At 64.3% G+C, this 20,801-nt stretch carries 21 protein-coding genes and 1 pseudogene; 12 read left to right on the forward strand and 10 right to left on the reverse strand.

Going from position 1 to position 20,801, the window contains the following annotated elements:
• The first annotated feature begins 125 nt into the window (after positions 1-125).
• The 3 genes from AC0L2F_RS00430 to AC0L2F_RS00440 are packed head-to-tail and all read left to right on the forward strand — an operon-like array spanning position 126 to position 1,412.
• On the forward strand, positions 126-440 hold the full coding sequence (locus tag AC0L2F_RS00430; RefSeq protein WP_063993872.1) for an ArsR/SmtB family transcription factor: 315 nt from the start codon (positions 126-128) through the stop codon (positions 438-440).
• Positions 433-903: an SRPBCC family protein gene (locus AC0L2F_RS00435; RefSeq protein ID WP_473247134.1), complete on the forward strand. Its 471-nt coding sequence runs from the start codon at positions 433-435 to the stop codon at positions 901-903. The genes AC0L2F_RS00430 and AC0L2F_RS00435 overlap by 8 nt, the downstream gene beginning before the upstream one ends.
• Positions 900-1,412 carry an SRPBCC family protein gene (locus AC0L2F_RS00440; protein WP_473247135.1) on the forward strand — a complete coding sequence of 171 codons (513 nt, stop codon included), beginning with the start codon at positions 900-902 and terminating at the stop codon, positions 1,410-1,412. The genes AC0L2F_RS00435 and AC0L2F_RS00440 overlap by 4 nt, the downstream gene beginning before the upstream one ends.
• Before the next feature lie 18 nt (positions 1,413-1,430).
• Here AC0L2F_RS00440 and AC0L2F_RS00445 read toward each other — a convergent pair whose 3' ends face one another.
• Positions 1,431-1,655, reverse strand: coding sequence for a hypothetical protein (locus AC0L2F_RS00445; RefSeq protein WP_007614662.1), 225 nt, complete (start codon positions 1,653-1,655; stop codon positions 1,431-1,433).
• 361 nt (positions 1,656-2,016) lie between these two features.
• Here AC0L2F_RS00445 and AC0L2F_RS00450 point away from each other — a divergent pair, with 361 nt between their 5' ends.
• Entirely contained in the window at positions 2,017-2,823 is an 807-nt protein-coding gene (locus AC0L2F_RS00450; RefSeq protein ID WP_473247136.1) for a transglutaminase-like domain-containing protein, read from the forward strand.
• Positions 2,823-3,014 carry a hypothetical protein gene (locus AC0L2F_RS00455; RefSeq protein ID WP_473247137.1) on the forward strand — a complete coding sequence of 64 codons (192 nt, stop codon included), beginning with the start codon at positions 2,823-2,825 and terminating at the stop codon, positions 3,012-3,014. Before AC0L2F_RS00450 ends, AC0L2F_RS00455 begins: the two co-directional genes overlap by 1 nt.
• Before the next feature lie 27 nt (positions 3,015-3,041).
• Here the strand turns inward: AC0L2F_RS00455 and AC0L2F_RS00460 are convergent, their stop codons facing one another.
• On the reverse strand, positions 3,042-3,815 hold the full coding sequence (locus AC0L2F_RS00460; RefSeq protein ID WP_473247138.1) for a DUF2189 domain-containing protein: 774 nt from the start codon (positions 3,813-3,815) through the stop codon (positions 3,042-3,044).
• A 313-nt stretch (positions 3,816-4,128) separates the two neighbouring features.
• Between AC0L2F_RS00460 and AC0L2F_RS00465 the strand changes: the two genes are divergently transcribed.
• A complete protein-coding gene (locus AC0L2F_RS00465) occupies positions 4,129-6,357 on the forward strand; it encodes an ATP-binding protein (protein WP_473247139.1) in 2,229 nt (742 codons plus the stop codon).
• Here AC0L2F_RS00465 and AC0L2F_RS00470 read toward each other — a convergent pair whose 3' ends face one another.
• From AC0L2F_RS00470 to AC0L2F_RS00495, 6 genes are all read right to left on the reverse strand, one after another.
• Entirely contained in the window at positions 6,358-6,801 is a 444-nt protein-coding gene (locus AC0L2F_RS00470) for a hypothetical protein (protein WP_007614669.1), read from the reverse strand. It lies immediately after the preceding gene.
• 81 nt (positions 6,802-6,882) lie between these two features.
• Positions 6,883-7,350: a MarR family winged helix-turn-helix transcriptional regulator gene (locus AC0L2F_RS00475; RefSeq protein WP_007614671.1), complete on the reverse strand. Its 468-nt coding sequence runs from the start codon at positions 7,348-7,350 to the stop codon at positions 6,883-6,885.
• 9 nt (positions 7,351-7,359) lie between these two features.
• Positions 7,360-8,970, reverse strand: a complete 1,611-nt coding sequence (locus AC0L2F_RS00480; protein ID WP_473247140.1) for an acyl-CoA synthetase — start codon at positions 8,968-8,970, stop codon at positions 7,360-7,362.
• Positions 8,971-8,980: 10 nt separating this feature from the next.
• Positions 8,981-10,117 (reverse strand): epoxide hydrolase family protein, encoded by a 1,137-nt coding sequence (locus AC0L2F_RS00485; protein WP_473247141.1) that lies wholly within the window; start codon positions 10,115-10,117, stop codon positions 8,981-8,983.
• A gap of 222 nt (positions 10,118-10,339) precedes the next feature.
• A complete protein-coding gene (locus AC0L2F_RS00490) occupies positions 10,340-10,795 on the reverse strand; it encodes a GatB/YqeY domain-containing protein (RefSeq protein WP_007614677.1) in 456 nt (151 codons plus the stop codon).
• Between the two features lie 33 nt (positions 10,796-10,828).
• Entirely contained in the window at positions 10,829-11,557 is a 729-nt protein-coding gene (locus AC0L2F_RS00495) for an alpha/beta fold hydrolase (protein WP_063993883.1), read from the reverse strand.
• Between the two features lie 146 nt (positions 11,558-11,703).
• Between AC0L2F_RS00495 and carA the strand changes: the two genes are divergently transcribed.
• Together carA and AC0L2F_RS00505 are read left to right on the forward strand one after the other, a co-directional pair.
• Positions 11,704-12,894, forward strand: coding sequence for a glutamine-hydrolyzing carbamoyl-phosphate synthase small subunit (gene carA, locus AC0L2F_RS00500; RefSeq protein WP_007614681.1), 1,191 nt, complete (start codon positions 11,704-11,706; stop codon positions 12,892-12,894).
• Between the two features lie 166 nt (positions 12,895-13,060).
• The gene (locus AC0L2F_RS00505) at positions 13,061-13,585 is read left to right on the forward strand and encodes a hypothetical protein (protein ID WP_007614683.1); all 525 of its coding nucleotides are present in this window, start codon (positions 13,061-13,063) and stop codon (positions 13,583-13,585) included.
• A 171-nt stretch (positions 13,586-13,756) separates the two neighbouring features.
• On the opposite strand, the gene AC0L2F_RS00510 is transcribed toward AC0L2F_RS00505, so the two are convergent.
• A complete protein-coding gene (locus AC0L2F_RS00510) occupies positions 13,757-14,281 on the reverse strand; it encodes a Dps family protein (RefSeq protein WP_473247142.1) in 525 nt (174 codons plus the stop codon).
• Positions 14,282-14,394: 113 nt separating this feature from the next.
• Here AC0L2F_RS00510 and AC0L2F_RS00515 point away from each other — a divergent pair, with 113 nt between their 5' ends.
• The gene (locus AC0L2F_RS00515) at positions 14,395-15,096 is read left to right on the forward strand and encodes a class I SAM-dependent methyltransferase (RefSeq protein ID WP_473247143.1); all 702 of its coding nucleotides are present in this window, start codon (positions 14,395-14,397) and stop codon (positions 15,094-15,096) included.
• Between the two features lie 89 nt (positions 15,097-15,185).
• Positions 15,186-15,261, forward strand: a pseudogene (locus AC0L2F_RS00520).
• A gap of 114 nt (positions 15,262-15,375) precedes the next feature.
• Here the strand turns inward: AC0L2F_RS00520 and AC0L2F_RS00525 are convergent.
• Positions 15,376-15,747: an ArsR/SmtB family transcription factor gene (locus AC0L2F_RS00525; protein ID WP_007614693.1), complete on the reverse strand. Its 372-nt coding sequence runs from the start codon at positions 15,745-15,747 to the stop codon at positions 15,376-15,378.
• Positions 15,748-15,859: 112 nt separating this feature from the next.
• Between AC0L2F_RS00525 and AC0L2F_RS00530 the strand changes: the two genes are divergently transcribed.
• Positions 15,860-17,029 carry an MFS transporter gene (locus AC0L2F_RS00530; protein ID WP_473247144.1) on the forward strand — a complete coding sequence of 390 codons (1,170 nt, stop codon included), beginning with the start codon at positions 15,860-15,862 and terminating at the stop codon, positions 17,027-17,029.
• 145 nt (positions 17,030-17,174) lie between these two features.
• Entirely contained in the window at positions 17,175-20,639 is a 3,465-nt protein-coding gene (gene carB, locus AC0L2F_RS00535; RefSeq protein WP_473247145.1) for a carbamoyl-phosphate synthase large subunit, read from the forward strand.
• Positions 20,640-20,801 lie beyond the last annotated feature (162 nt).

Consider the following 20,801-nt stretch of genomic DNA (forward strand, 5'->3'; position numbering starts at 1 on the left):
GGCACTCATTTTCCGTCCAGCGCCGCCGTCACCCACGTCTTCGTCTCGCGTCTCCAGGAACACGAGCACCGCGCACTGCATCACCATCTTGACAGGCAACCATTCGGTTGCATATTATCGCGGCCATGGATGAGGTCTTCAAAGCGCTCGCCGATGCGTCACGACGGTCGCTGCTCGACAGGCTTCACGCCAGGAACGGCCAGACGCTGAACGAGCTCTGCGAAGGTCTCGCGATGACGCGCCAGGCGGTGACCAAGCACCTTGCGATTCTGGAAGAGGCCAATCTGGTCACGACCATCAGGCACGGCCGGGAGAAGCTGCACTATCTCAATCCGGTTCCGATCCATCAGATCGGCGAACGCTGGATCAGGAAATTCGAGCGCGGCAAGCTCGCCGCACTCGGCGAGTTGAAACGCCAGTTGGAGAAGCGTGATGAGTAATCCGCAATTCGTCTATGTCACCTACATCGAGACCACACCAACGAGGCTGTGGGAGGCGCTGACATCGAGCGAGTTCACCAAGCAATACTGGTTTGGCGCCGAGGTCAGATCCGACTGGAAAATCGGCTCCCCTTTCGCGCTGCTGCTGGACGGCGAGACCACCGATTCCGGCGAAATCCTCGAAGCCGATCCGCCGCGGCGATTGTCCTACAGCTTCAAGCACCAGAAATACGAAGAGCTGCGCGGCGAACCGATCTCCCGGGTGGTCTTCACCATCGAACCGTTCGGCTCGCTCGTGCGTTTGACCGTGTTGCATGACGGCTTCGTCGAAGGCGGCAAATATCTCGGCGCCGTTTCCAACGGCTGGCCGGCGATCCTGTCCGGTCTCAAGAGCCTGCTGGAAAGCGGCAAAGTGCTGGCCATTCCGCGCGCAGCCCTCAACAAGGGATTCGATGCAAGATGAAACTCGATCAGTTCAAGCCGCTCACCGTCTACACGATTTACATCGCCGCGACGCCGGACAAGGTGTGGGAGGCCCTGACCTCCGCCGAGTTCAGCCTCAAATATTTTTCCGGCTTTGCGGTTGAGATGGAGCCAAGACTCGGCGGCAAATTCGTCGTGCGCGCGCCTGACGGATCGGAACACATCTCGGGCGATGTGTTCGAATACGATCCGCCGAACAAGCTGACGGTGACGTGGAACGTCAACTGGCCCGACCTCGTCGCGAAGCTCGGCACCACGCTTGTCACTTACGAGATCGAACAAGCCGGCGAGGCCGTCCGCCTCACCATGAGCGAACGTCACGATCGTTCGCTCAGCGACGACATCCTGTCCGGCGGCCGCACCGGCTGGCCCGCAATCCTGTCGGGGCTGAAGAGCCTGCTGGAAACGGGCAAGGCGCCGCAGATCAAGATGGCGCCGCCGGCGCAGATGCTGGAAGCGTTGAAGGCGATGGGTATCAAGACGCCGTAGCGGGCGAACTCCGCGCCGTCATCGCTTCTTCTTCACCGGAGGCGGATTGATTTCGTCGATCTTGCGACTGCAATCCGCTTCCGAATCGTGCGGGCCAGAGACAAAGGTCCCGCTGACCTTGATCGCGTACCAGCCCGACTCGACGCCGAGCCGGAGCGCTTCTTCTGTCTTGACGTGCCGTGGCGAGAGAGCTTGCATCGGTTGAGTTTGCATCGGGTGCTTTCGGTTGGCGTTCGATCTCATGATCGATCGCGGTGAAACCTTCAGGCGTCTGCGGCACGAGGCTGCCGCGTCCAACTCACCCGCTGGAGCGGGCAATATGCGCGACGACCGCTGCTGCGACGTCGCTACGAGTCGGCTCCGCCGGTGCGAGGGAATGAGGCGCTTCACGTCGCGCGAATAGTCGTGGCGCTGCATAGGCGCAGAAACGACAGATCTTTCGACATTCCCGCACCGTGCGCGCAATCGCAGCAATTAGCTATCGTTTTCTCGCCCGTGTCGCGCTTTTGAGGCGCCAAATGCCCCGTGCGACCGAATAAGCCGTCAAAGCCTTGTGATCGGCCGCTTCGTAGCCATGTTACGAGCTTAGCCAAGGGAAAATCGTATGAAGCTCCGCGTCGGGTTTGAGATGCTTTACGAATTCCCGCAGCCCACGCCTATGATCATGGTGTTGGGCACGCACTTCACCCGCGCCTCCGATGTCATCGTGCCCGACCTGCTGACCACCAGACCCTCGGTGCCGATCACTCCCTATCGCGACCTCTTCGGCAATTGGTGCAGCCGGATCGTGGCGCCAGCCGGCGCCTTTCGCCTTGCCGGCGACGGCGTCGTGAGCGACAGCGGCCTGCCCGACCCGGTGTTTCCGAACGCGGCTCAGCACGCCGTCGAAGCGCTGCCGACCGACACGCTCGTCTATCTGCTCGGCAGTCGCTATTGCGAGACCGATCGCCTGTCGGATATCGCATGGAAACTGTTCGAGCACACGCCGCCGGGCTGGGCGCGGGTCCAGGCCATCTGCGATTTCGTTCATCATCACATCGCTTTCGGCTATGAGCACGCGCGCGCAACCAAGACGGCGCGGGAGGCCTACGACGAAGGCAAGGGGGTGTGCCGCGACTATGCTCATCTTGCCATCGCGTTCTGCCGCTGCATGAACATCCCGGCACGCTACTGCACCGGCTATCTGAGCGACATCGGCACGCCGAAGCCCTGGGCCGTGGGAGATTTCGCCGGCTGGTTCGAGGCTTATCTCGGCGGAAGCTGGCACATGTTCGATCCCCGCAACAACACGCCGCGGATCGGCCGCGTTCTGATCGCACAAGGACGCGATGCCGCGGACGTCCCGATCACCCAGACCTTCGGTCCGAATAAGCTGGTCAATTTCAAAGTATGGACCGACGAGGTTGCCTGATGACAGACAGCAGCGTTGTGCTCAGCGCCGATGAATTTGCGTCGTTGGCCGAGATCGGCAAGGGCAAGGCGCAAGGCGAAATCCCGCAAGCGCACGGCGAGCGCCTGACCAACCTCGGTTATGCGATCAGGCGCCTCGGCGACCTCGAACTGACCTCATCCGGCGCGCGCCGGTTGGCAACGGGCGAATAGTTCGCTGCCGTTGCGTTCGGCTGCCTGTTAAGCCACCGGCACCACGATCCGCCGATAAAGATGCCAGGTCGCGTGCCCGAGCACGGGCAGCGTCACCACCAGCCCCAGAAAATACGGCAGCGCCGAGACGATCAGGACCATCACGATCACCGCGGCCCAGCCAATCATCGGCAGCGGGCTGGCCACGACCGCGCGCACGCTCGTCACCATCGCCGTGACGAAATCGACCTCACGATCGAGCAGCAGCGGAAACGACACCACGGTCAGCGAAAACAGGATCAGCGACAGCACCGCCCCGACCGCGTTGCCGATGCCGAGGAACAGCAAGCCCTCGTTCGTGGTCAGCACCACCGTCATGAATTCCTGCAGGCTCGAGAACGAGGCATGCAGGCCGAGCAGCAGCGCAATCAGAAGCCGCACCTGATACATCCAGACCACGAACACGAACAGCGTAACGAAGGCCATCCAACCGATCTCGCTGCGCGCGCGCACGGCCGACCAGATCGCGCCGGGCGAGATCGGCTCGCCGCGCTCGCGGCGACGGCTGACTTCATACAGACCGATCGCCACGAATGGCCCGAGCAGCGCGAAGCCGGCGGCGAGCGGATAGACCAGATAGACCATGCCGAACGCGGTGAAGCACAGCATGATGGCGATGCCGCCGGCGGCGTAGAGCCCACCGAAGCAGAGGCCGTAAAGCGGCAGCGCCTGGAAATCACGCAGGCCCTCGACCAGCGCCTCGGCGATATCGGTCGCCGCGACGGGACGCACCACCGGATCGACCTTGCCCGAAATGGACATCAGCTTCCTCCTCCTTGGCCGGCGCGATCTCCGTCGCACACGGATGAGTTCGATCTTAACGCCCTCGCGGCCGGCGCGCACGCGCGAGTTGATGGCCGGACGACGGTATCCCGAAGCCGCCCGCGCAGACCCGGGAAAACCGCCGCGCCGTCGGCGGCGCTCCCTTTAGGAGGCTCATCCGTGGTGCACGCGGCCCGAAATCTTTCCCCGTCGAGGACTTTTTCGGCCCCTTGCCTATGGACTGAGCGGAGGGTGGTGCCGCAAATTGGGTCTTTGAACGAACGCGCGATGACCAGGATGGACCGTCCCACCGATGAGCTTGCGTACCCGGCTACTGATACTCGTCATCGCGGCCATGCTGGTGCCGGCGAGCCTCGTCGGGTTGCGTTTCGTGCAGAACCGGAGCAGCGAAATCAACGCCGCCCTAGCCAATCTGGCAGCCTCGGCCGACGACATTGCGAGTGATCTGGGCGAGAAGATTCAAGGCACCGCGCAGCTTCATTACGGTCTGGCCCGTGCGCGCGACCTCGACACGCGCGACAAGGCGGCGTGCTCGGCGTTTCTGTCGGATGTGCGCGAGGAATACCCTCAGTTTACGGGAATCCTGACCATCGATCCGGACGGCAGCCTGTTCTGCGACTCGCTGCGGACCAACCGCACCCTCGATCTGAGGGATCGCGCCTATTTCAGGCAGGCCCTGGTCTCGCGCAGCGTCGTGGTTGAGCCGGTATTCGGCCGGCTGACCGGAACATCGGTGCTCCAGATCGCATATCCGGTGCGATCGGAGGCGGGCGCGCTGAAGCTGGTGCTGCTCGCCTCGTTCAACCTGCGCAAATTCGCCGAGTATCACCACAAGCGGCTGCTCGCCGAGAAGGATATCCTGCTCATCGACGCCAAGGGGACCGTTCTCGTCGCCCCCTCGACAGCCGGCTGGTCCGCGCCCGTGGGCGCGTCGATTGCAGGATCCGACCTGCTCCGCTTCGCGACGGCTCCCGATCAAAAAGCATTTCAGGAAGTGACCGATCGCGACGGCCGCACGCAGGTCTGGGCCGTCGCCCACTCGCCTTCGATCCGTGATGCCGGCCTCTACATCCTGGTCGGACGCTCCAAGGACGGATTGGTCGCGGCGGCGAATCGCCGGCTCTACGAGGACATGGCGATCCTCGCGGTGGCCTTGCTGCTGCTGCTGGCCGGCGTATGGATCCTCGCGACAGTGAGCGTCGGCCGCCAGGTCGGGCGGCTCGCCAACATGGCGAAGAGACTCGGGCTCGGAGATCTCAGCGCGCGAATTCCCCCTCCCCATCCGCGCGGCGAGCTGGGCGGATTGATGACCCTGCTCAACGGCACCGCCGAGTCGCTCGAGCAGCAACGCGCGGCCATCGCGGACCTCAACCAGAAGCTCAGCCAATCCCAGAAGATGGAGGCCATGGGCCAGCTCACCGGCGGCGTGGCGCATGATTTCAACAACCTCCTCACCGTCATTCTCGGCAATTCGGAGCATCTTGCCGACAGGCTGGCGGGGAACAAGGAGTTGCACCGGATCGCCGGCGACATCGCGACAGCCGCCGAGCGCGGCTCCGACCTGACGCGGAGCCTGCTCGCCTTCGCGCGCAAGCAGCCCCTGAGGCCGCGAGACATCGACATCAGCGAGAAGATTCAGGAGATGGAGCAGTTGTTGCGCCGCCCCCTGGGCGAGCACATCGAATGCACCTTCGCGCTCGAACCGGATGTGGGGTTGACCAGCGTCGATCCCGGCCAGCTGACGACTGCGCTGCTCAATCTCGTGCTCAACGCGCGCGATGTCATGCCGTTGGGCGGCAGGCTGACCATCGAGGCGCGCAACGCCTCGCTCGGTGAATCCGACCTTGACGTCAACGGCGAGCCGCGACCGGGCGACTATGTCATGGTGGCCGTGACCGACACCGGCAGCGGCATGACCGCCGAGGTGGCGAGCCGGGCGTTCGAGCCGTTCTTCACCACGAAGGAGGTCGGCAAGGGGACCGGGCTCGGCCTGAGCATGGTCTACGGGTTTGTGCGACAGTCCGGCGGACTGGTGCAGATGCAGTCCGCGCCGGGACAAGGCAGCACTGTCAGGCTGTTCTTCCCCCGCCTGGCAGAGCCGCCGAACGAGCATCTCTCACCCGCCGAAGGGATCGTCACGCGCGAAGGAAGCGAGACCATTCTCGTCGTCGAGGACGACGACATGGTTCGGACTTATGTCGAAAACGAGCTGAAGACGCTCGGCTACCGCGTCATCACGGCCGCAAGCGGCCCGGCGGCGCTCGACGTGTTGCGCCAGTCCGGCGACATCGACCTGCTGTTCACCGACGTCGTGATGCCCGGCGGCATGTTCGGGCCGGAGCTTGCCAGGCAAGCAATCCGGTTGCGGCCCGGGCTCAAGGTGCTCTTCACCTCCGGCTACAGCCAAAATCCGGTCAAGGCGCCCGATGGAATCGGCGATGCCCGCATCCTGACCAAGCCGTTCCGGCGGCGAGACCTCGCCGCGATGCTGCGGTCCGCGCTGTCGACGCCGTCGCGGTAGTCAGGAGCGCGACGCGAGGAGAAGCGCCGCACCCAGATTGGCCACGAACAAGGCCGCGTCGATGACGAAGATCCTGAGCATCGGGCCCTTCAACACGGGCCAGTAAGCCACTCCGACGCGTCCTCCTCGCAGCAGGACCGGAAGGTTGTAGGCGAACTGGCTGAAATGGCAGGCGGCAAAGAACAGGAACAGCACCAGCTGCGCTTCGACCGGCTGGAAGAAGACCGGTCGGGCTGCCAGAAGATAGAGCGACAGAAGGCCGATCGGCAGATTGATGCCGCCGAGGAATGCCACGCTGGCCGACAATGTCGGCGCGATCGGATTGGCGCGCTCCTCGCGCGGTACGAGAATTTTCAGCGTGTTGGCTTGCGCAATGCTGAACTGGATGAAGGCGCCGCCGAACCAGAGCGCGTTGAGGAGCAGCACGATATCCGAAAGACGCATGGCGGAGCCCTCCCACGGCTCGTTGGCCAGGAAAGTGGCAAAGCCCAGTCCTCATGTCAACCATGTTGACGTCAGGAATCGTCAGTTGGTGTCGGCGATCGCCTCCATGACGCCCATCCACGCAGCCGCACCGGTCGCTCCGATGCGATCGAACGCCTCGCGCAGCACCTTGCGCTCGTGGTCCGATGCACGCTGCTCGATGCGCTGCCCCGCGGCAGTCAGGCGCAGCAGTTTCGAGCGATGCTGCTCGGGCGAGCGTTTCGAGTTCACGAGCTTGCGCTCCAGCAACAAATTGAGCGGCCGGTTCAGGGCCTGCTTGGAAATGCCGAGGATCTCGATCAGCGAGCCGATCGCAATATCGGGCCGGCGCGCCACCACGTAGAGGATGCGATGGTGCGGCCGCGACAGTCCCTGCTTGGCGAGATACGCGTCGGCTTCGAGTGTCATCCCGCGCCAGCCGTAATACATGAGCTCCAGCGCCGCATCGAGATCGTGCAGCTTCGCCAGTGAAGCGCGGTGAAGCCCCGCGGCTTGAGACGTCTTTGCCATTGCAGGAAGCTAACCCCTCGCCCGCAGCTCGCGCCGCAGCACCTTTCCGGTGGCGGTCATCGGCAGTGTCTCCGCGAAATCCACGAAGCGCGGGTATTCGTGGGCGGCGAGCTGCACCTTGACGAACTCCTGGATCTCGCGCGCGAGTGCGTCGCCGGCGGCGAAGCCCGGGCGCAGCACGATCCAGGCCTTGATCGATTCGGTGCGGATCGGATCGGGAATGCCGACCACCGCCGCCATCGCCACCGCCGGGTGCTTCATCAGCGTGTGCTCGATCTCGGATGGGCCGACGCGATAACCGGCCGTGGTGATGACGTCGTCCTCGCGGCTGACGTACCAGAAGTAACCGTCCTCGTCCTGGATACCGAGATCGCCGGTGAGCAGGAACTCCCCGGCATATTTCTTCGCCGTCGCCTCCGGATTGCGCCAGTATTCGAGCATCGTGCAAGGACAGGGTTGGCGCACGCCGATGATGCCGCGCTGGCCACGCGGCTGCTCCTCGCCTCTGTCGTTGACGATGCGGACGTCGAAACCCGGCGTCGCCTTGCCCATCGAACCGGGACGGATCGGAAACAGATTCGCGTTGCTGCCGATCACGAGATTACATTCGGTCTGGCCAAACACCTCATGCGCGTCGATGCGGAAAGTCTCGCGCACCCAGCCGAGCAGCTCGCCGCCGAGGGACTCGCCGCCGGTAAAGATGCTGCGCAGCTTGACGCCCGGATGCGTCACGCCAGCCTGCCGCATCAGCTTCAGCGCGGTCGGCGGCAGGAACACATTGCGCACGCCGAGATCGGCCATCATCTGCATCGCCGCTTGCGGCTCGAACTTTCGCGCGCGGTGGCCGACCAGGGGAATGCCGTGATACCAGAACGCGAACAGGCCGTTGATGAGGCCGCCGATCCAGGCCCAGTCCGCCGGCGTCCACATCAGATCGCCGGGGTGCGGCAGGAAGTTGTGGCACATCTCGACATTGGGGAGATGTCCGAGCACGACGCGATGCGCATGCAGCGCGCCCTTCGGATTGCCCGTCGTGCCCGAGGTGTAGATGATCAGCGCGGGATCGTCCGCAGACGTGTCCACCAGCGTAAAGTCGGGCGATGCAGCCTTGAGCGAATTCCAGAACGATGTCGTGCCCGCCGGCGTTCGTTCGCCAACGATATAGATATTCTTCAGCTCCGGCAGACGGTCGCGAATCTTCGAAAGCTTCTCCCAGCCCCCCGCGTCGGTGACGATCGCCTTGGCTTGCGAGTTCGACAGGCGGAATTCCAGTGCGTCTTCGCCGAACAATGCGAACAGCGGAATGGAGATCATCGCCGAACGGAACGCCGCCATGTGCGCGATCGGCAGCTCCAGCGACTGCGACAGGAACACCGCGACGCGGTCGCCGCGGGCAAGACCATCTGCCTTCAGCACATTGGCGAAGCGGCGCGACATCTCCGCGACCTCGTCGAAGGATGTGCGCGTGATGGCGCCGTTCTCGTCGACATAGACCAGCGCCAGCCGGCCGGTGCCGTCGGCGTGGCGATCGCAGCAAGCCTCCGCCAGGTTGAAGCGCGCCGGGATCTCCCAGCGGAAATTGCCGTAGAGTTCATCGTAGGTGCTAGCTTCGGTGAGCATGGGATCGACCCTACCGCACCGTCGCGAAGAACTTGCGGACCTCTCCGACATAGAGCTCCGGCTGCTCGAATGCGGCGAAATGGCCGCCCTTCTCCATCTCGCTCCAATGCGTGATGTTGTGGAAGTTCGGCTCCATCCAGCGCCGCACCGGCGTGATGATCTCCTTGGGGAAGACAGCCACGCCCGTCGGCACCTTCACGACCGGCGTGGTCCGGCGCTTGCCGAAGCTTTCCCAATAGAGCCGCGCCGACGAGGTCGCGGTCTCCGTCGCCCAATAGAGCATGATGTTGTCGAGCAGCTCGTCCTTGGTGAAGATGTTCTCGGGATGGCCGTTGCAATCGGTCCAGGCCCAGAATTTTTCCAGAATCCAGGCCGCCTGCCCGCTCGGCGAATCCGTCAGACCGTAGCCGAGTGTCTGCGGCCGCGTCGATTGCTGCTTCGAATACCCGGAGTCGAGGTCAACGTAATGCTTGAGGCCGGCGAGCGCGCGTTTCTCTTCCGGCGTCGGTTCGCCCTCGACCTTCGGTGCCGCGTTGAAGGCGAGCGTGATGTGGATGCCGGCGCAATGCTCGGCGTCCTGCATGCCAAGCGAGGTCGTCACCGCCGAACCCCAGTCGCCGCCTTGCGCGCCATAACGTGTGTAGCCGAGCCGGTCCATCAGCCTGGCCCAGGTCGCGGCAATGCGATCGACGCCCCAGCCGGTGGTGTTCGGCTTGCCGGAGAACCCAAAGCCCGGCAGCGACGGACAGACGACGTGGAAGGCATCGGCAGGATGGCCGCCATGCGCGACAGGATCGACCAAGGGCGCGATCACCTTCTGGAATTCGACAATCGAGCCGGGCCAGCCATGGGTGATGATCAGCGGCAGTGCCGACGGCTCCTTCGAGCGCACATGCAGGAAGTGGATGTCGAGCCCGTCGATCTCGGTGGTGAACTGTTCGAAGCGATTGAGTTTTGCTTCGCGCGCACGCCAGTCGTAGCCATCAGCCCAATAGGTGCAGATCTCCTGGATCCATTTCAGCGGCGCACCCTGGCTCCAGTCGGAGACGAGCTCCGCCTCCGGCCAGCGCGTCCGGGCGAGGCGCGACTTGAGGTCGGTGAGGACGTCGTCGCCGATGGCGATGCGGAATGGCTTTATGGCAGTCATCGGTTGCTCCCGATTTGTCTATCGGGAGAGAGTAGACCGAACGGGCGCCGCATCAAAGGTGCACCTTCTCCCCTTGCGGGAGAAGGTGGCGCGAAGCGCCGGATGAGGGGTTTCTATCGGCAAATTCATGTCGTGAGAATGGTACACGCGGAGAGAGACCCCTCACCCGTCTCGCCGCTTACGCGGCGATCCACCCTCTCCCACAAGGGGAGAGGGCAAGAACTAGCCCGTCAGCGCAGCCTTCACCAAACCAGAGGCCTTGCCGAAATCCATCTGGCCGGCGTACTTCGTCTTCAACACGGCGATCACCTTGCCCATGTCCTTCATGCCGGCGGCGCCGGTCTCGGCGATCGCGTCCGAGATCGCCTTCTTGACGTCGTCGTCCGACATCTGCTTCGGCAGATACGCCGAGATCACCGCGATCTCCTCGCGCTCCTGCGCCGCGAGCTCGGCACGGCCGCCCTTCTCGTAGAGCTCGACCGACTCCTGGCGCTGCTTGATCATCTTCTGGAATACGCCGAGCAGGTCCGCGTCCGAGAGCGGCGGCTTGCCGCTGCCGCGCGCCTCGATGTCGGCGTTCTTGATGGTCGAGTTGACCATGCGCAGCGTGGACAGCTTGCGCTCTTCCTTGGCCTTCATGGCCTCCTTGACCGCATTGTTGATGTCGTCGCGCAGCATGATCGTGACCCCTTCGCATATCCGACGCCTGATCTAGGCCGTTCGCGGCCCCGAGACAACCGGGGTTCCCAGCCATTCGACCAGCGCCCGCACCGTCGCCGCAGGCTGCTCCGGCTGCGGCAGATGTCCGCAATTCTCCAGAACGACGAGCCTTGCGCCGGCAATGCCCTCCGCCATCTCCTTCGAGAAGGCGTTGGGAATCGTGTTGTCCGCATCGCCCGTCAGCACCAGCGTCGGGCATTTGATCGTGGCAAGCGTCGGCCGTGAATCCACCCGCGCGATGATCGCGGTCTGCTGCCGCAGATAGCCTTCGACGCCCACGTCCTCGCCCTGCTCGTGGACGAGTTGGCGAATGCCGGAATCGTCGCGGCGCGACGGATGTACCAGTTCGGGAAACATCTCCTCGCGCGCGGCACGCAGCTCGCCGCGCCGGGCCCGCTCCATCAGGCCGCGGCGGCGCGCGGTCGCCTCCTCCGTGTCGGGCCGCGCCTGGGTGTTGATCAGCGCCAGCTTCGTCACCCGCTCGGGCGCCTGGCGCATGATCTCCAGCGCGATGTAGCCGCCCATGGAATGGCCGGCGAGCGCGAAGCGCGGCGGCGCCTCGCTCAGCACCCGCCGGGCGATCGCCGCCATGTTGTCGTCGCGAACATGGTTGGCGACCATCACCGGGCCGAACCGCCACAGCGCCGGGATCACCGGCGCATAGATCCGGGCCGAGGAGGCTAGTCCCGGAACCAGCAAAATCGGCGTCGTCTGGTCCATTATTGCCTCCGAAGCCCCCGAATTTGCCGGAAATTATGCCGCGGAGCTTAGGGGCCCAAGGCGACCTGTCAAATATGCAAAAACGCATGTGAATCGCCACATCTCCGCTTTGACGCGGGCGCCCGCGGGGACTATGAACCGGGCTCATGACACAACATGACAACGATCCCGCCTGGCCGGACCACAAACCGACCGCGCTGTTGGTGCTTGCCGACGGTACGGTGCTGGAAGGCTTTGGCCTCGGCGCCGAAGGCCAAGCCGTCGGCGAGGTCTGCTTCAACACCGCGATGACCGGCTATGAGGAGATCCTCACCGATCCCTCTTATGCCGGCCAGCTCATCACCTTCACCTTCCCGCATATCGGCAATGTCGGCACCAATGACGACGACATCGAGACGGTGAACATGGCCGCGACGCCCGGCGCGCGCGGCGTGATCCTGCGCACCGCGATCACCGATCCCTCGAACTACCGCGCCACCAAGCACCTCGACCAGTGGCTGAAGGCCCGCGGCATCATCGGCCTCTCCGGCATCGACACCCGCGCGCTGACCGCGCTGATCCGCAGCAAGGGCATGCCCAACGCCGTGATCGCGCACGCCAAGGACGGCGAGTTCGACCTGCACGGCCTGAAGGAAGAAGCGCGCGAATGGCCGGGCCTCGAAGGCATGGACCTCGTGCCGATGGTCACCTCCGGCCAGCGCTTCACCTGGGACGAGACGCCGTGGCTGTGGGAGAAGGGCTTTGGCCGTCAGGACAAGCCTGAGTTCAACGTCGTCGCCATCGACTACGGCATCAAGCGCAACATTCTGCGCCTGCTCGCCGGCGTCGGCTGCAAGGTGACGGTGGTGCCGGCAACGACGTCATCCGAGGACATCCTGGCGATGAAGCCGGACGGCGTGTTCCTGTCGAACGGTCCCGGCGATCCGGCCGCGACCGGCAAATATGCCGTGCCCGTGATTCAGGACGTGATCAAGTCGGGCACGCCGACATTCGGAATTTGTCTCGGCCACCAGATGCTCGGCCTCGCGGTCGGCGCCAAGACCAAGAAGATGCACCAGGGCCATCACGGCGCCAATCATCCCGTGAAGGACGAGACCACCGGCAAGGTCGAGATCACCTCGATGAATCACGGCTTTGCCGTGGACGAGAGCACGCTGCCGACGGGCGCGACCCAGACCCACATCTCGCTGTTCGACGGCTCCAATTGCGGCATCCAGCTCGACGGCAAGCCGGTGTTCTCGGTGCAGTACCACCCCGAGGCCTCACCGGGTCCGCGCGACTCGCACTATCTGTTCCAGCGTTTTGCGGACCTGATGCGGCAGAAGAAGAGCGCGTAAGGCGCGCGCTCTCCTGCGACTGCTTTGACGACATCGAGCCCGGGCCTTCTCCCGGGCTTTTGTCGTTCCGGGGCGCAGCGCAGCGCGAACCCGGAATGACAGCGGAACGAGGAACGCCGCTCAACTCCTATCGTTGATCACTGCTACGGTCACGCAGGAGCCCCTTATGTCCGTCGTCCGCGACAATGCCGAGCCGCTCGCCATCGTGTTTGAGGATGACGGGCTCGTGCCGAACAATATCCTCCCCTTCCTGGTCTACCAGGCCGCAGTGAAGCTCGATTCCAGACAGCCGGAAGAGACGATCGAACGCTTGTTCGAAGCGAACGGCTGGGGCGGCACGTGGCGCAATGGCGTCTTCGATTATCTGCATTATCACGCGACGGTGCATGAGGTGCTCGGCGTTGCGCGTGGCAGCGCGCGCGTTCGCTTCGGCGGCGACCATGGCCAGGAGCTGGAGATCAAGGCCGGCGACGTCGCGATCCTGCCCGCCGGCACAGGTCACCAACGCATCAAGGCCAGCGAGGATTTCTGCGTGATCGGCGCCTATCCGCCGGGCGCGAAGATGGAGATCACCCGCGCAACGCCGGAGAACCACGCGAAAGCGCTAAAGACGATTCCAAACGTCGCGCTGCCGCCGGCCGATCCGGTGGCCGGCAAGGACGGGGCGCTGATGCGGTTGTGGCGGTACTAGCGGCGCTCCTCCAACAAACTCCGCAGTCGTCCGGCGAAGGCCGGGACCCATAGCCGCGAAAGGTAGCTTGGCGAAGATTCGCAATTGCGCATCTCGCGCCACAACTTCTCCCTGGGGGTATGGGTCCCGGCCTTCGCCAGGACGACGACGTGGAAGCAATCCAGCGTGCGCCTACGCCTCGTTCGCGCCTTCCTGTCTCGTGGCTTCGAACAAAAACCAGGTGCGGCGCTCGGTCTCGTCGATGAAGTTCTCGAGGATGCTGGCGCTGGCGACGTCACCGGCGTCGTCGCAGACCTCGTGTGCCTTGCGCATTGCCGCGGCGACATGCTTGTTGTCCTGCATCAGCTCGCGCAGCATCTCGCGCGGCGGGACATAGTCTTCGTTGTTGTCCTTGATGGTCTGGAGTTTCGCGACCTGGCCGATCGATTTCAGCGTGGTGCCGCCGATCTTGCGGACGCGCTCGGCGAGCTGGTCGGTGGTGGCGAAGATCTGGTCCGACTGCTCGTCGAGCAGCAGATGATAGTCGCGGAAATGCCGGCCGCTGATATGCCAGTGGAAATTCTTGGTCTTCAGATACAGCGCGAACGCGTCGGCCAGGAGCACGTTGAGTGCCTCCGAAACCTTGCTGACCGCCTGGGACGACAGATCGGTGGGGGTATCGAGGTCGGGCGAGACCTTTTGTGGGGCTTTGCTCACGGGAAACCTTCCTGTTAGGACGCGGACATTGACGGCGCGCCGCCGCACCCCTAACGCAGGCGGGCAGCGCCGGTTCCTTCAGCGGAACCGTTTGGCCGGGGCCCTCGGATACCATGGACGATTGGATCGATTATTACGACTCGACGCATACGATCTATGTCAGCAAGCTGCATCGCGACTTGCACTTTCAGATCATCGCGCGGGACATCATCGCCTACATCTCCTCGCCCGAGGCGACCGTGCTCGACTATGCCTGCGGCGAGGCGCTGTCGGCGAGCCAGGTCGCGGCCGCCTGCGGCCAGCTGATCCTTGCCGAGCCCGCGCCCGGCGTGCGCGGCCGGTTGATCGCCCGGTTTGCCCCGAACACGAAGATCCGCGTCCGCTCGCTCGATGACGTCCGCAAGATGCAGGAGCAGTCGATCGATCTCGTCGTGATGAACTCGGTCGCGCAATACATGACGCCGGACGAGCTCGACGCCGCGCTCCTCAACTTCCGCCGTATCCTGAAGCCCGCGGGCAAGCTCGTGCTGGGCGATGTCCTCCAGCCCAATGTCGGCATGCTCAGGGACGTCACGGCGCTGCTCAGCTTCGGCCTGCGGCACGGCTTTTTCAAAGATGCGCTGATCGGGCTGATCAGCACCGCACTGTCAGATTACCGCCAGCTGCGCACGCGCATCGGGCTGCAACGCTACAGTGAGGAGGAGATCACCGCCAAGCTGAAGGCAGCCGGCTTCGCGGTCCAGCGCGCTCACCGCAATATCGGCCACAATAGCTGGCGCATGACCTTCGTCGCGCGGCCGCCATTGGTTCGGTAAGCTTCCTGGGTTCTTAAGGACCCTGGGTTCGTTAAGCATAACGTCTGCCTGAGGTGGCTTGTCGCACCCCGATCGGCAATGATCGCCGCGGCCCGGTGGCGGAACTGTCTACGCGAGGGCGATGCATCGCTCTTTATCCTGGTTCAAATCCAGGCCGGGTCTCCACGCTTCGCCCCTTCGGGGCTACGCGAGGCGCGGCCACGGGAGGCCTGAAGGGGCGAAGCGTGTCCGGCATAGCTGGAGCGAAGCGCAAGCGTAGACGGACTGGCCGCCCAATCCTCAATCAGCCTCAACCACTTCACATTCCGACACAAGCCGCAGCCGGTCGGCATCCTTTGCGGCGGAGGTGATGACGGCATCGAGCAGGCCCGGAAAACGTGCGTCCAGATCCTCGCGGCGCAGCCGCATGAAGCGGTTGGTGCCGGCGACGCGGGTCTGCATCAGGCCGCATTCGCGTAGCTTGGCGAAGTGATAGGCCAGATTCGACTTGCCGCTGAGCCCGTTGAAATCGCCGCAGCACAGCTCGCCGCTGACACGTTCCTGCTGCGCGAGCTGGTACACGATCGCCAATCTGATCGGATCGCTCAGGCAATCCAGAACCATCGGCAGTTCGATCTGCTCGCGGGTGGGGTGGGGTGGGGTTCGGCTCATGGTCTGACGATCATAGCGAAATGGCCTCGATGTTCAATAGTTCTTGAACCAATTGACTCCTGGCCCGGCCCCGTCAAAAGTTCAATAAACATTGAACATATGGAATTCTCGGATGAGCGTGTTCTGGTTGGCCCTGGCAGCCTTTGCGATCGGCACGGAAGGCTTTGTCATTGCTGGGCTTTTGCCGTCTATCGCAACGGACTTGGCGATTTCCGTCCCCGCCGCCGGGCAGTTGGTCACGGCCTACGCGCTCACCTATGCGGTCGGCTCGCCGATCCTGGCGGTGACGCTGAACAATATCGACCGCCGCACCGTGCTGGCCCTGGCGCTATCGACCTTCATCGCCGGAAACCTCGCGGCGATGGTGGCATCCAACTACGCCCTGCTGCTGGCCTCGCGCATGCTGATGGCGCTGGGCTCCGGGCTGTGCATGCCGACCGCGCTGGCCGTATCGGTGGCCGTCGCCGCGCCGGAGCGACGCGGCCGCGCGGTGGCGCTGGTCACCTCGGGCCTCACGGTTGCGACCGTCATCGGCGTTCCCCTCGGCAATCTCGTCGGCAGCCTGCTCGGCTGGCGCGCGACCTTTGCCATGGTCGCCCTGATCGGCGCCGTTGCGCTCGCCGGCCTCCTGCTCGGCCTGCCCCGCGGCCTGCCGCGCAACACGGCCTCGCTCAGCGATCGGCTGGCAGTGGCGCGTCACCGCAATGTCCTGACCGCGCTTCTGATCACGATCTTATGGGCGCTCGGCGGCTTCACAGTGTTCACCTATTTCGCGATCCCGCTGCGCAGCCTTGGATTCGATGCGTCGCAGATCAGCCTCGCGCTGCTGGTGTTCGGCGGCGCCGCCGCGATCGGCAACATGCACGGTGGCGTCCTGGCCGACCGGCTCGGCACGCTCGCCACGGCAGGTCTCGGGCTTGCCGGCATGGCCAGCGCGCTGATCCTGCATTCGCTGGTCCTGAAGCTGATGCCGGGACAGGCGCATTATGCGGTGCTGGGCGCGATCTTCCTCTGGGGCATCTCGGGCTGGGCGTTCTACCCGGCCCAGGTCGCCAGCATCATCCGGATCGAGCCGCAGGCCTCGATGATCGCGCTCTCGCTCAACGCCTCGGCCATGTATCTCGGCTTTGCGATCGGCGGAGCCTTGGGCGGCGCCGTGCTTGCGGCGTGGAGCCCGGCCGATCTCGGCTGGGTCGGCGGATTGAGCGTTTCGGCGGCTGTTCTGGTGCATCTCGCTCGGGGTTGGCAGGCCCGGCCAAAACCGGTCAAAATTGCCGGTTGATGGGCGTTTTTCGGGGTTTCGCCGCCCCGAAAACTGGTCTAAGACCCACCCCGCGCGCGAGGGGGGACCACCGCGCTCTCGGCCAAAGGGACGCGCAGCAGGCGCGCCCTTTTTTTGTGCCCAAATTCCACTTCGGCGAGAGTTGATGCCCAAACGTACAGACATCACCACCATCCTGATCATCGGCGCCGGTCCCATCGTGATCGGCCAGGCCTGCGAGTTCGACTATTCGGGCACCCAGGCGGTGAAGACGCTGAAGGAAGAGGGCTATCGCATCGTCCTCGTCAATTCCAATCCGGCCACCATCATGACCGACCCGGAATTGGCCGATGCCACCTATATCGAGCCGATCACGCCCGAGATCGTCGCAAAGATCATCGAGAAGGAACGTCACGTCATTCCGGGCGGCTTCGCGCTGCTGCCGACCATGGGCGGACAGACCGCGCTGAACTGCGCGCTGTCGCTGCGCCAGCAAGGCACGCTCGAAAAGTTCGACGTCGAAATGATCGGCGCCACCGCGGACGCGATCGACAAGGCCGAAGACCGCCAGTTGTTCCGCGAGGCCATGACCAAGATCGGGCTCGAGACGCCGAAGTCGCGGCTCGCCAACGCCTCCGCCCTGAAGAAGGCCTTCCGCGACAAGTACCAGGCCGAACGCGCAAAGGCGTCGGGCGCGGAGCTCGCAGAGCTCGAGCGGCAGTGGACGCTCGGCGAGAGCGACCGCCGCAAGCGCTATCAAGAATATGCGCTCGGCCAGGCGCTGATGGCGCTGTCCGAGATCGGCCTGCCCGCGATCATCCGCCCCTCCTTCACCATGGGCGGCACCGGCGGCGGCATTGCCTACAACAAGGAAGAGTTCCTCGACATCATCGAGCGCGGCCTGGATGCGTCTCCCACCAACGAAGTGCTGATCGAAGAATCCGTGCTCGGCTGGAAAGAGTACGAGATGGAGGTGGTGCGCGACAAGAACGACAATTGCATCATCGTCTGCTCGATCGAGAACCTCGATCCGATGGGCGTACACACCGGCGACTCCATTACCGTGGCGCCGGCGCTGACGCTGACCGACAAGGAATACCAGATCATGCGCGACGCCTCGCTGGCGGTGCTGCGCGAGATCGGCGTCGAGACCGGCGGCTCCAACGTGCAGTTCGGCGTCAACCCCGAAGACGGCCGCATGGTCGTCATCGAGATGAATCCGCGCGTGTCGCGCTCTTCCGCCCTGGCTTCGAAAGCCACCGGCTTTCCGATCGCAAAGGTCGCTGCCAAACTTGCGGTCGGCTACACGCTCGACGAAATCGCCAACGACATCACCGGCGGCGCCACGCCGGCTTCGTTCGAGCCGACGATCGACTACGTCGTCACCAAGGTGCCGCGTTTCGCCTTCGAGAAATTCCCCGGCGCCTCCACCACGCTGACCACGTCGATGAAGTCGGTCGGCGAAGTCATGGCGATCGGCCGCACCTTCCAGGAAAGCCTTCAGAAGGCATTGCGCGGGCTCGAGACCGGCCTCACCGGCCTCGACGAGATCGAGATCGAAGGTCTCGGCCGCGACGACGACAAGAATGCGATCCGCGCTGCGCTCGGCACGCCGACGCCGAACCGGCTGCTCCAGGTCGCGCAGGCGATGCGGCTCGGCTGGTCGGACGAGGAGATCTTCAATTCCTGCAAGATCGATCCGTGGTTCCTCAGCGAGATGCGCGGCATCGTGGACATGGAAGCGAAGGTCCGCAAGAACGGCCTGCCGGGCAACGCCTTCGGCATGCGCACGCTCAAGGCCATGGGCTTCTCCGATGCCCGGCTCGCGGTGATCGCGGAGACGACGGAGGCGGAGGTTACGGCGAAGCGCCACGCGCTCGGCGTTCGCCCGGTCTACAAACGCATCGATACCTGCGCGGCCGAGTTCGCTTCGCCCACCGCCTACATGTACTCGACCTATGAGGCGCCGTTCGCGGGCACGCCCGCGGACGAGAGCTCGCCGTCCGACAAGAAGAAGGTCATCATCCTCGGCGGCGGACCGAACCGCATCGGCCAGGGCATCGAATTCGACTATTGCTGCTGTCACGCCTGCTTCGCGCTGCACGACGCCGGCTACGAATCCATCATGGTCAACTGCAACCCGGAGACGGTGTCGACCGACTACGACACTGCGGACCGGCTCTATTTCGAGCCGCTCACCGCCGAGGACGTGCTGGAGATCATCGCGAAGGAACGCACGAACGGCACGCTGCACGGCGTGATCGTGCAGTTCGGCGGCCAGACCCCCCTCAAGCTCGCGCGGGCGCTGGAAGCCGCCGAAGTGCCGATCCTCGGCACCTCGCCCGACGCCATCGACCTTGCGGAAGACCGCGATCGCTTCAAGCGGGTGCTCGACAAGCTGCGGCTGAAGCAGCCCAAGAACGGCATCGCCTATTCGGTCGAGCAAGCGCGCCTGGTCGCAACCGATCTCGGCCTGCCGCTGGTGGTGCGCCCGTCCTACGTGCTCGGCGGCCGCGCGATGCAAATCATCCGCGAGGAAAACCAGCTCAGCGATTACCTGCTCGGCACGCTGCCGGAGCTGGTGCCGGGGGACGTCAAGGCGCGCTACCCGAACGACAAGACCGGCCAGATCAACACCGTGCTCGGCAAGAACCCGCTGCTGTTCGACCGCTATCTGTCCGATGCGACCGAGATCGACGTCGACTGCCTCTGCGACGGCAAGGACACTTTCATCGTCGGCATCATGGAGCACATCGAGGAAGCCGGCATCCACTCCGGCGACAGCGCCTGCTCGCTGCCGCCGCACTCGCTGGACGACAAGATGATCGAGGAGCTGGAGCGGCAGACCCGCGAGCTGGCGCTCGGCCTCGACGTCGTCGGCCTGATGAATGTGCAATACGCCATCAAGGACGGCGAGATCTACGTGCTCGAAGTCAATCCGCGCGCCTCGCGCACGGTGCCCTTTGTCGCCAAGGTGGTCGGCACGCCTGTCGCGAAGATCGCGGCGCGCGTCATGGCCGGCGAGAAGCTTGCCGATTTCAAGCTGAAGAAGGCGAACCTCGATCATGTCGGCGTGAAGGAATCGGTGTTTCCGTTCGCCCGCTTCCCCGGGGTCGATACCGTGCTCGGCCCCGAAATGCGCTCGACCGGCGAGGTCATGGGCATCGACCGCTCCTTCGCGGTGGCGTTCGCCAAGAGCCAGCTCGGCGGCGGCACGCGGGTGCCGCGCAAGGGCACGGTGTTCGTCTCGGTCCGCGAGAGCGACAAGACGCGCATCACCGAGGCCGTTCGCGAGCTGCATTCGCTCGGCTTCAAGGTGCTGGCGACGTCGGGCACGGCCCGCTTCCTGACCGACCAGGGCATCCCGACCGAGAAGGTGAACAAGGTGCTGGAGGGGCGGCCGCACATCGTCGACGCCATCACCAATGGTGACGTCCAGCTCGTCTTCAACACCACCGAAGGCCCGCAGGCGCTCGCCGACAGCCGTTCGCTGCGGCGCGCGGCCCTCTTGCATAAAGTGCCGTATTACACCACTCTTTCCGGGGCCGTGGCGGCCGCGCAGGGCATCCGCGCCTATCTGGGCGGGGACCTTGAGGTTCGGACCCTGCAGAGCTACTTTTCGGAAACCTGATCGCGAGCGGAAGGCCCCACCTTCCGCTAAGTGATTGGCGATTAAGCCACTATGGCCGGAGGAACTGTCCGGCCATATGGTTGTTCTGTTCCGGTGCCAAGCCCATATGAACGTTCGGCGGCACGCGCGTTGAGCCCCCGGACAGACTGACGAATCAAGTTG

This window comes from Bradyrhizobium sp. Ken64 (assembly GCF_055807555.1).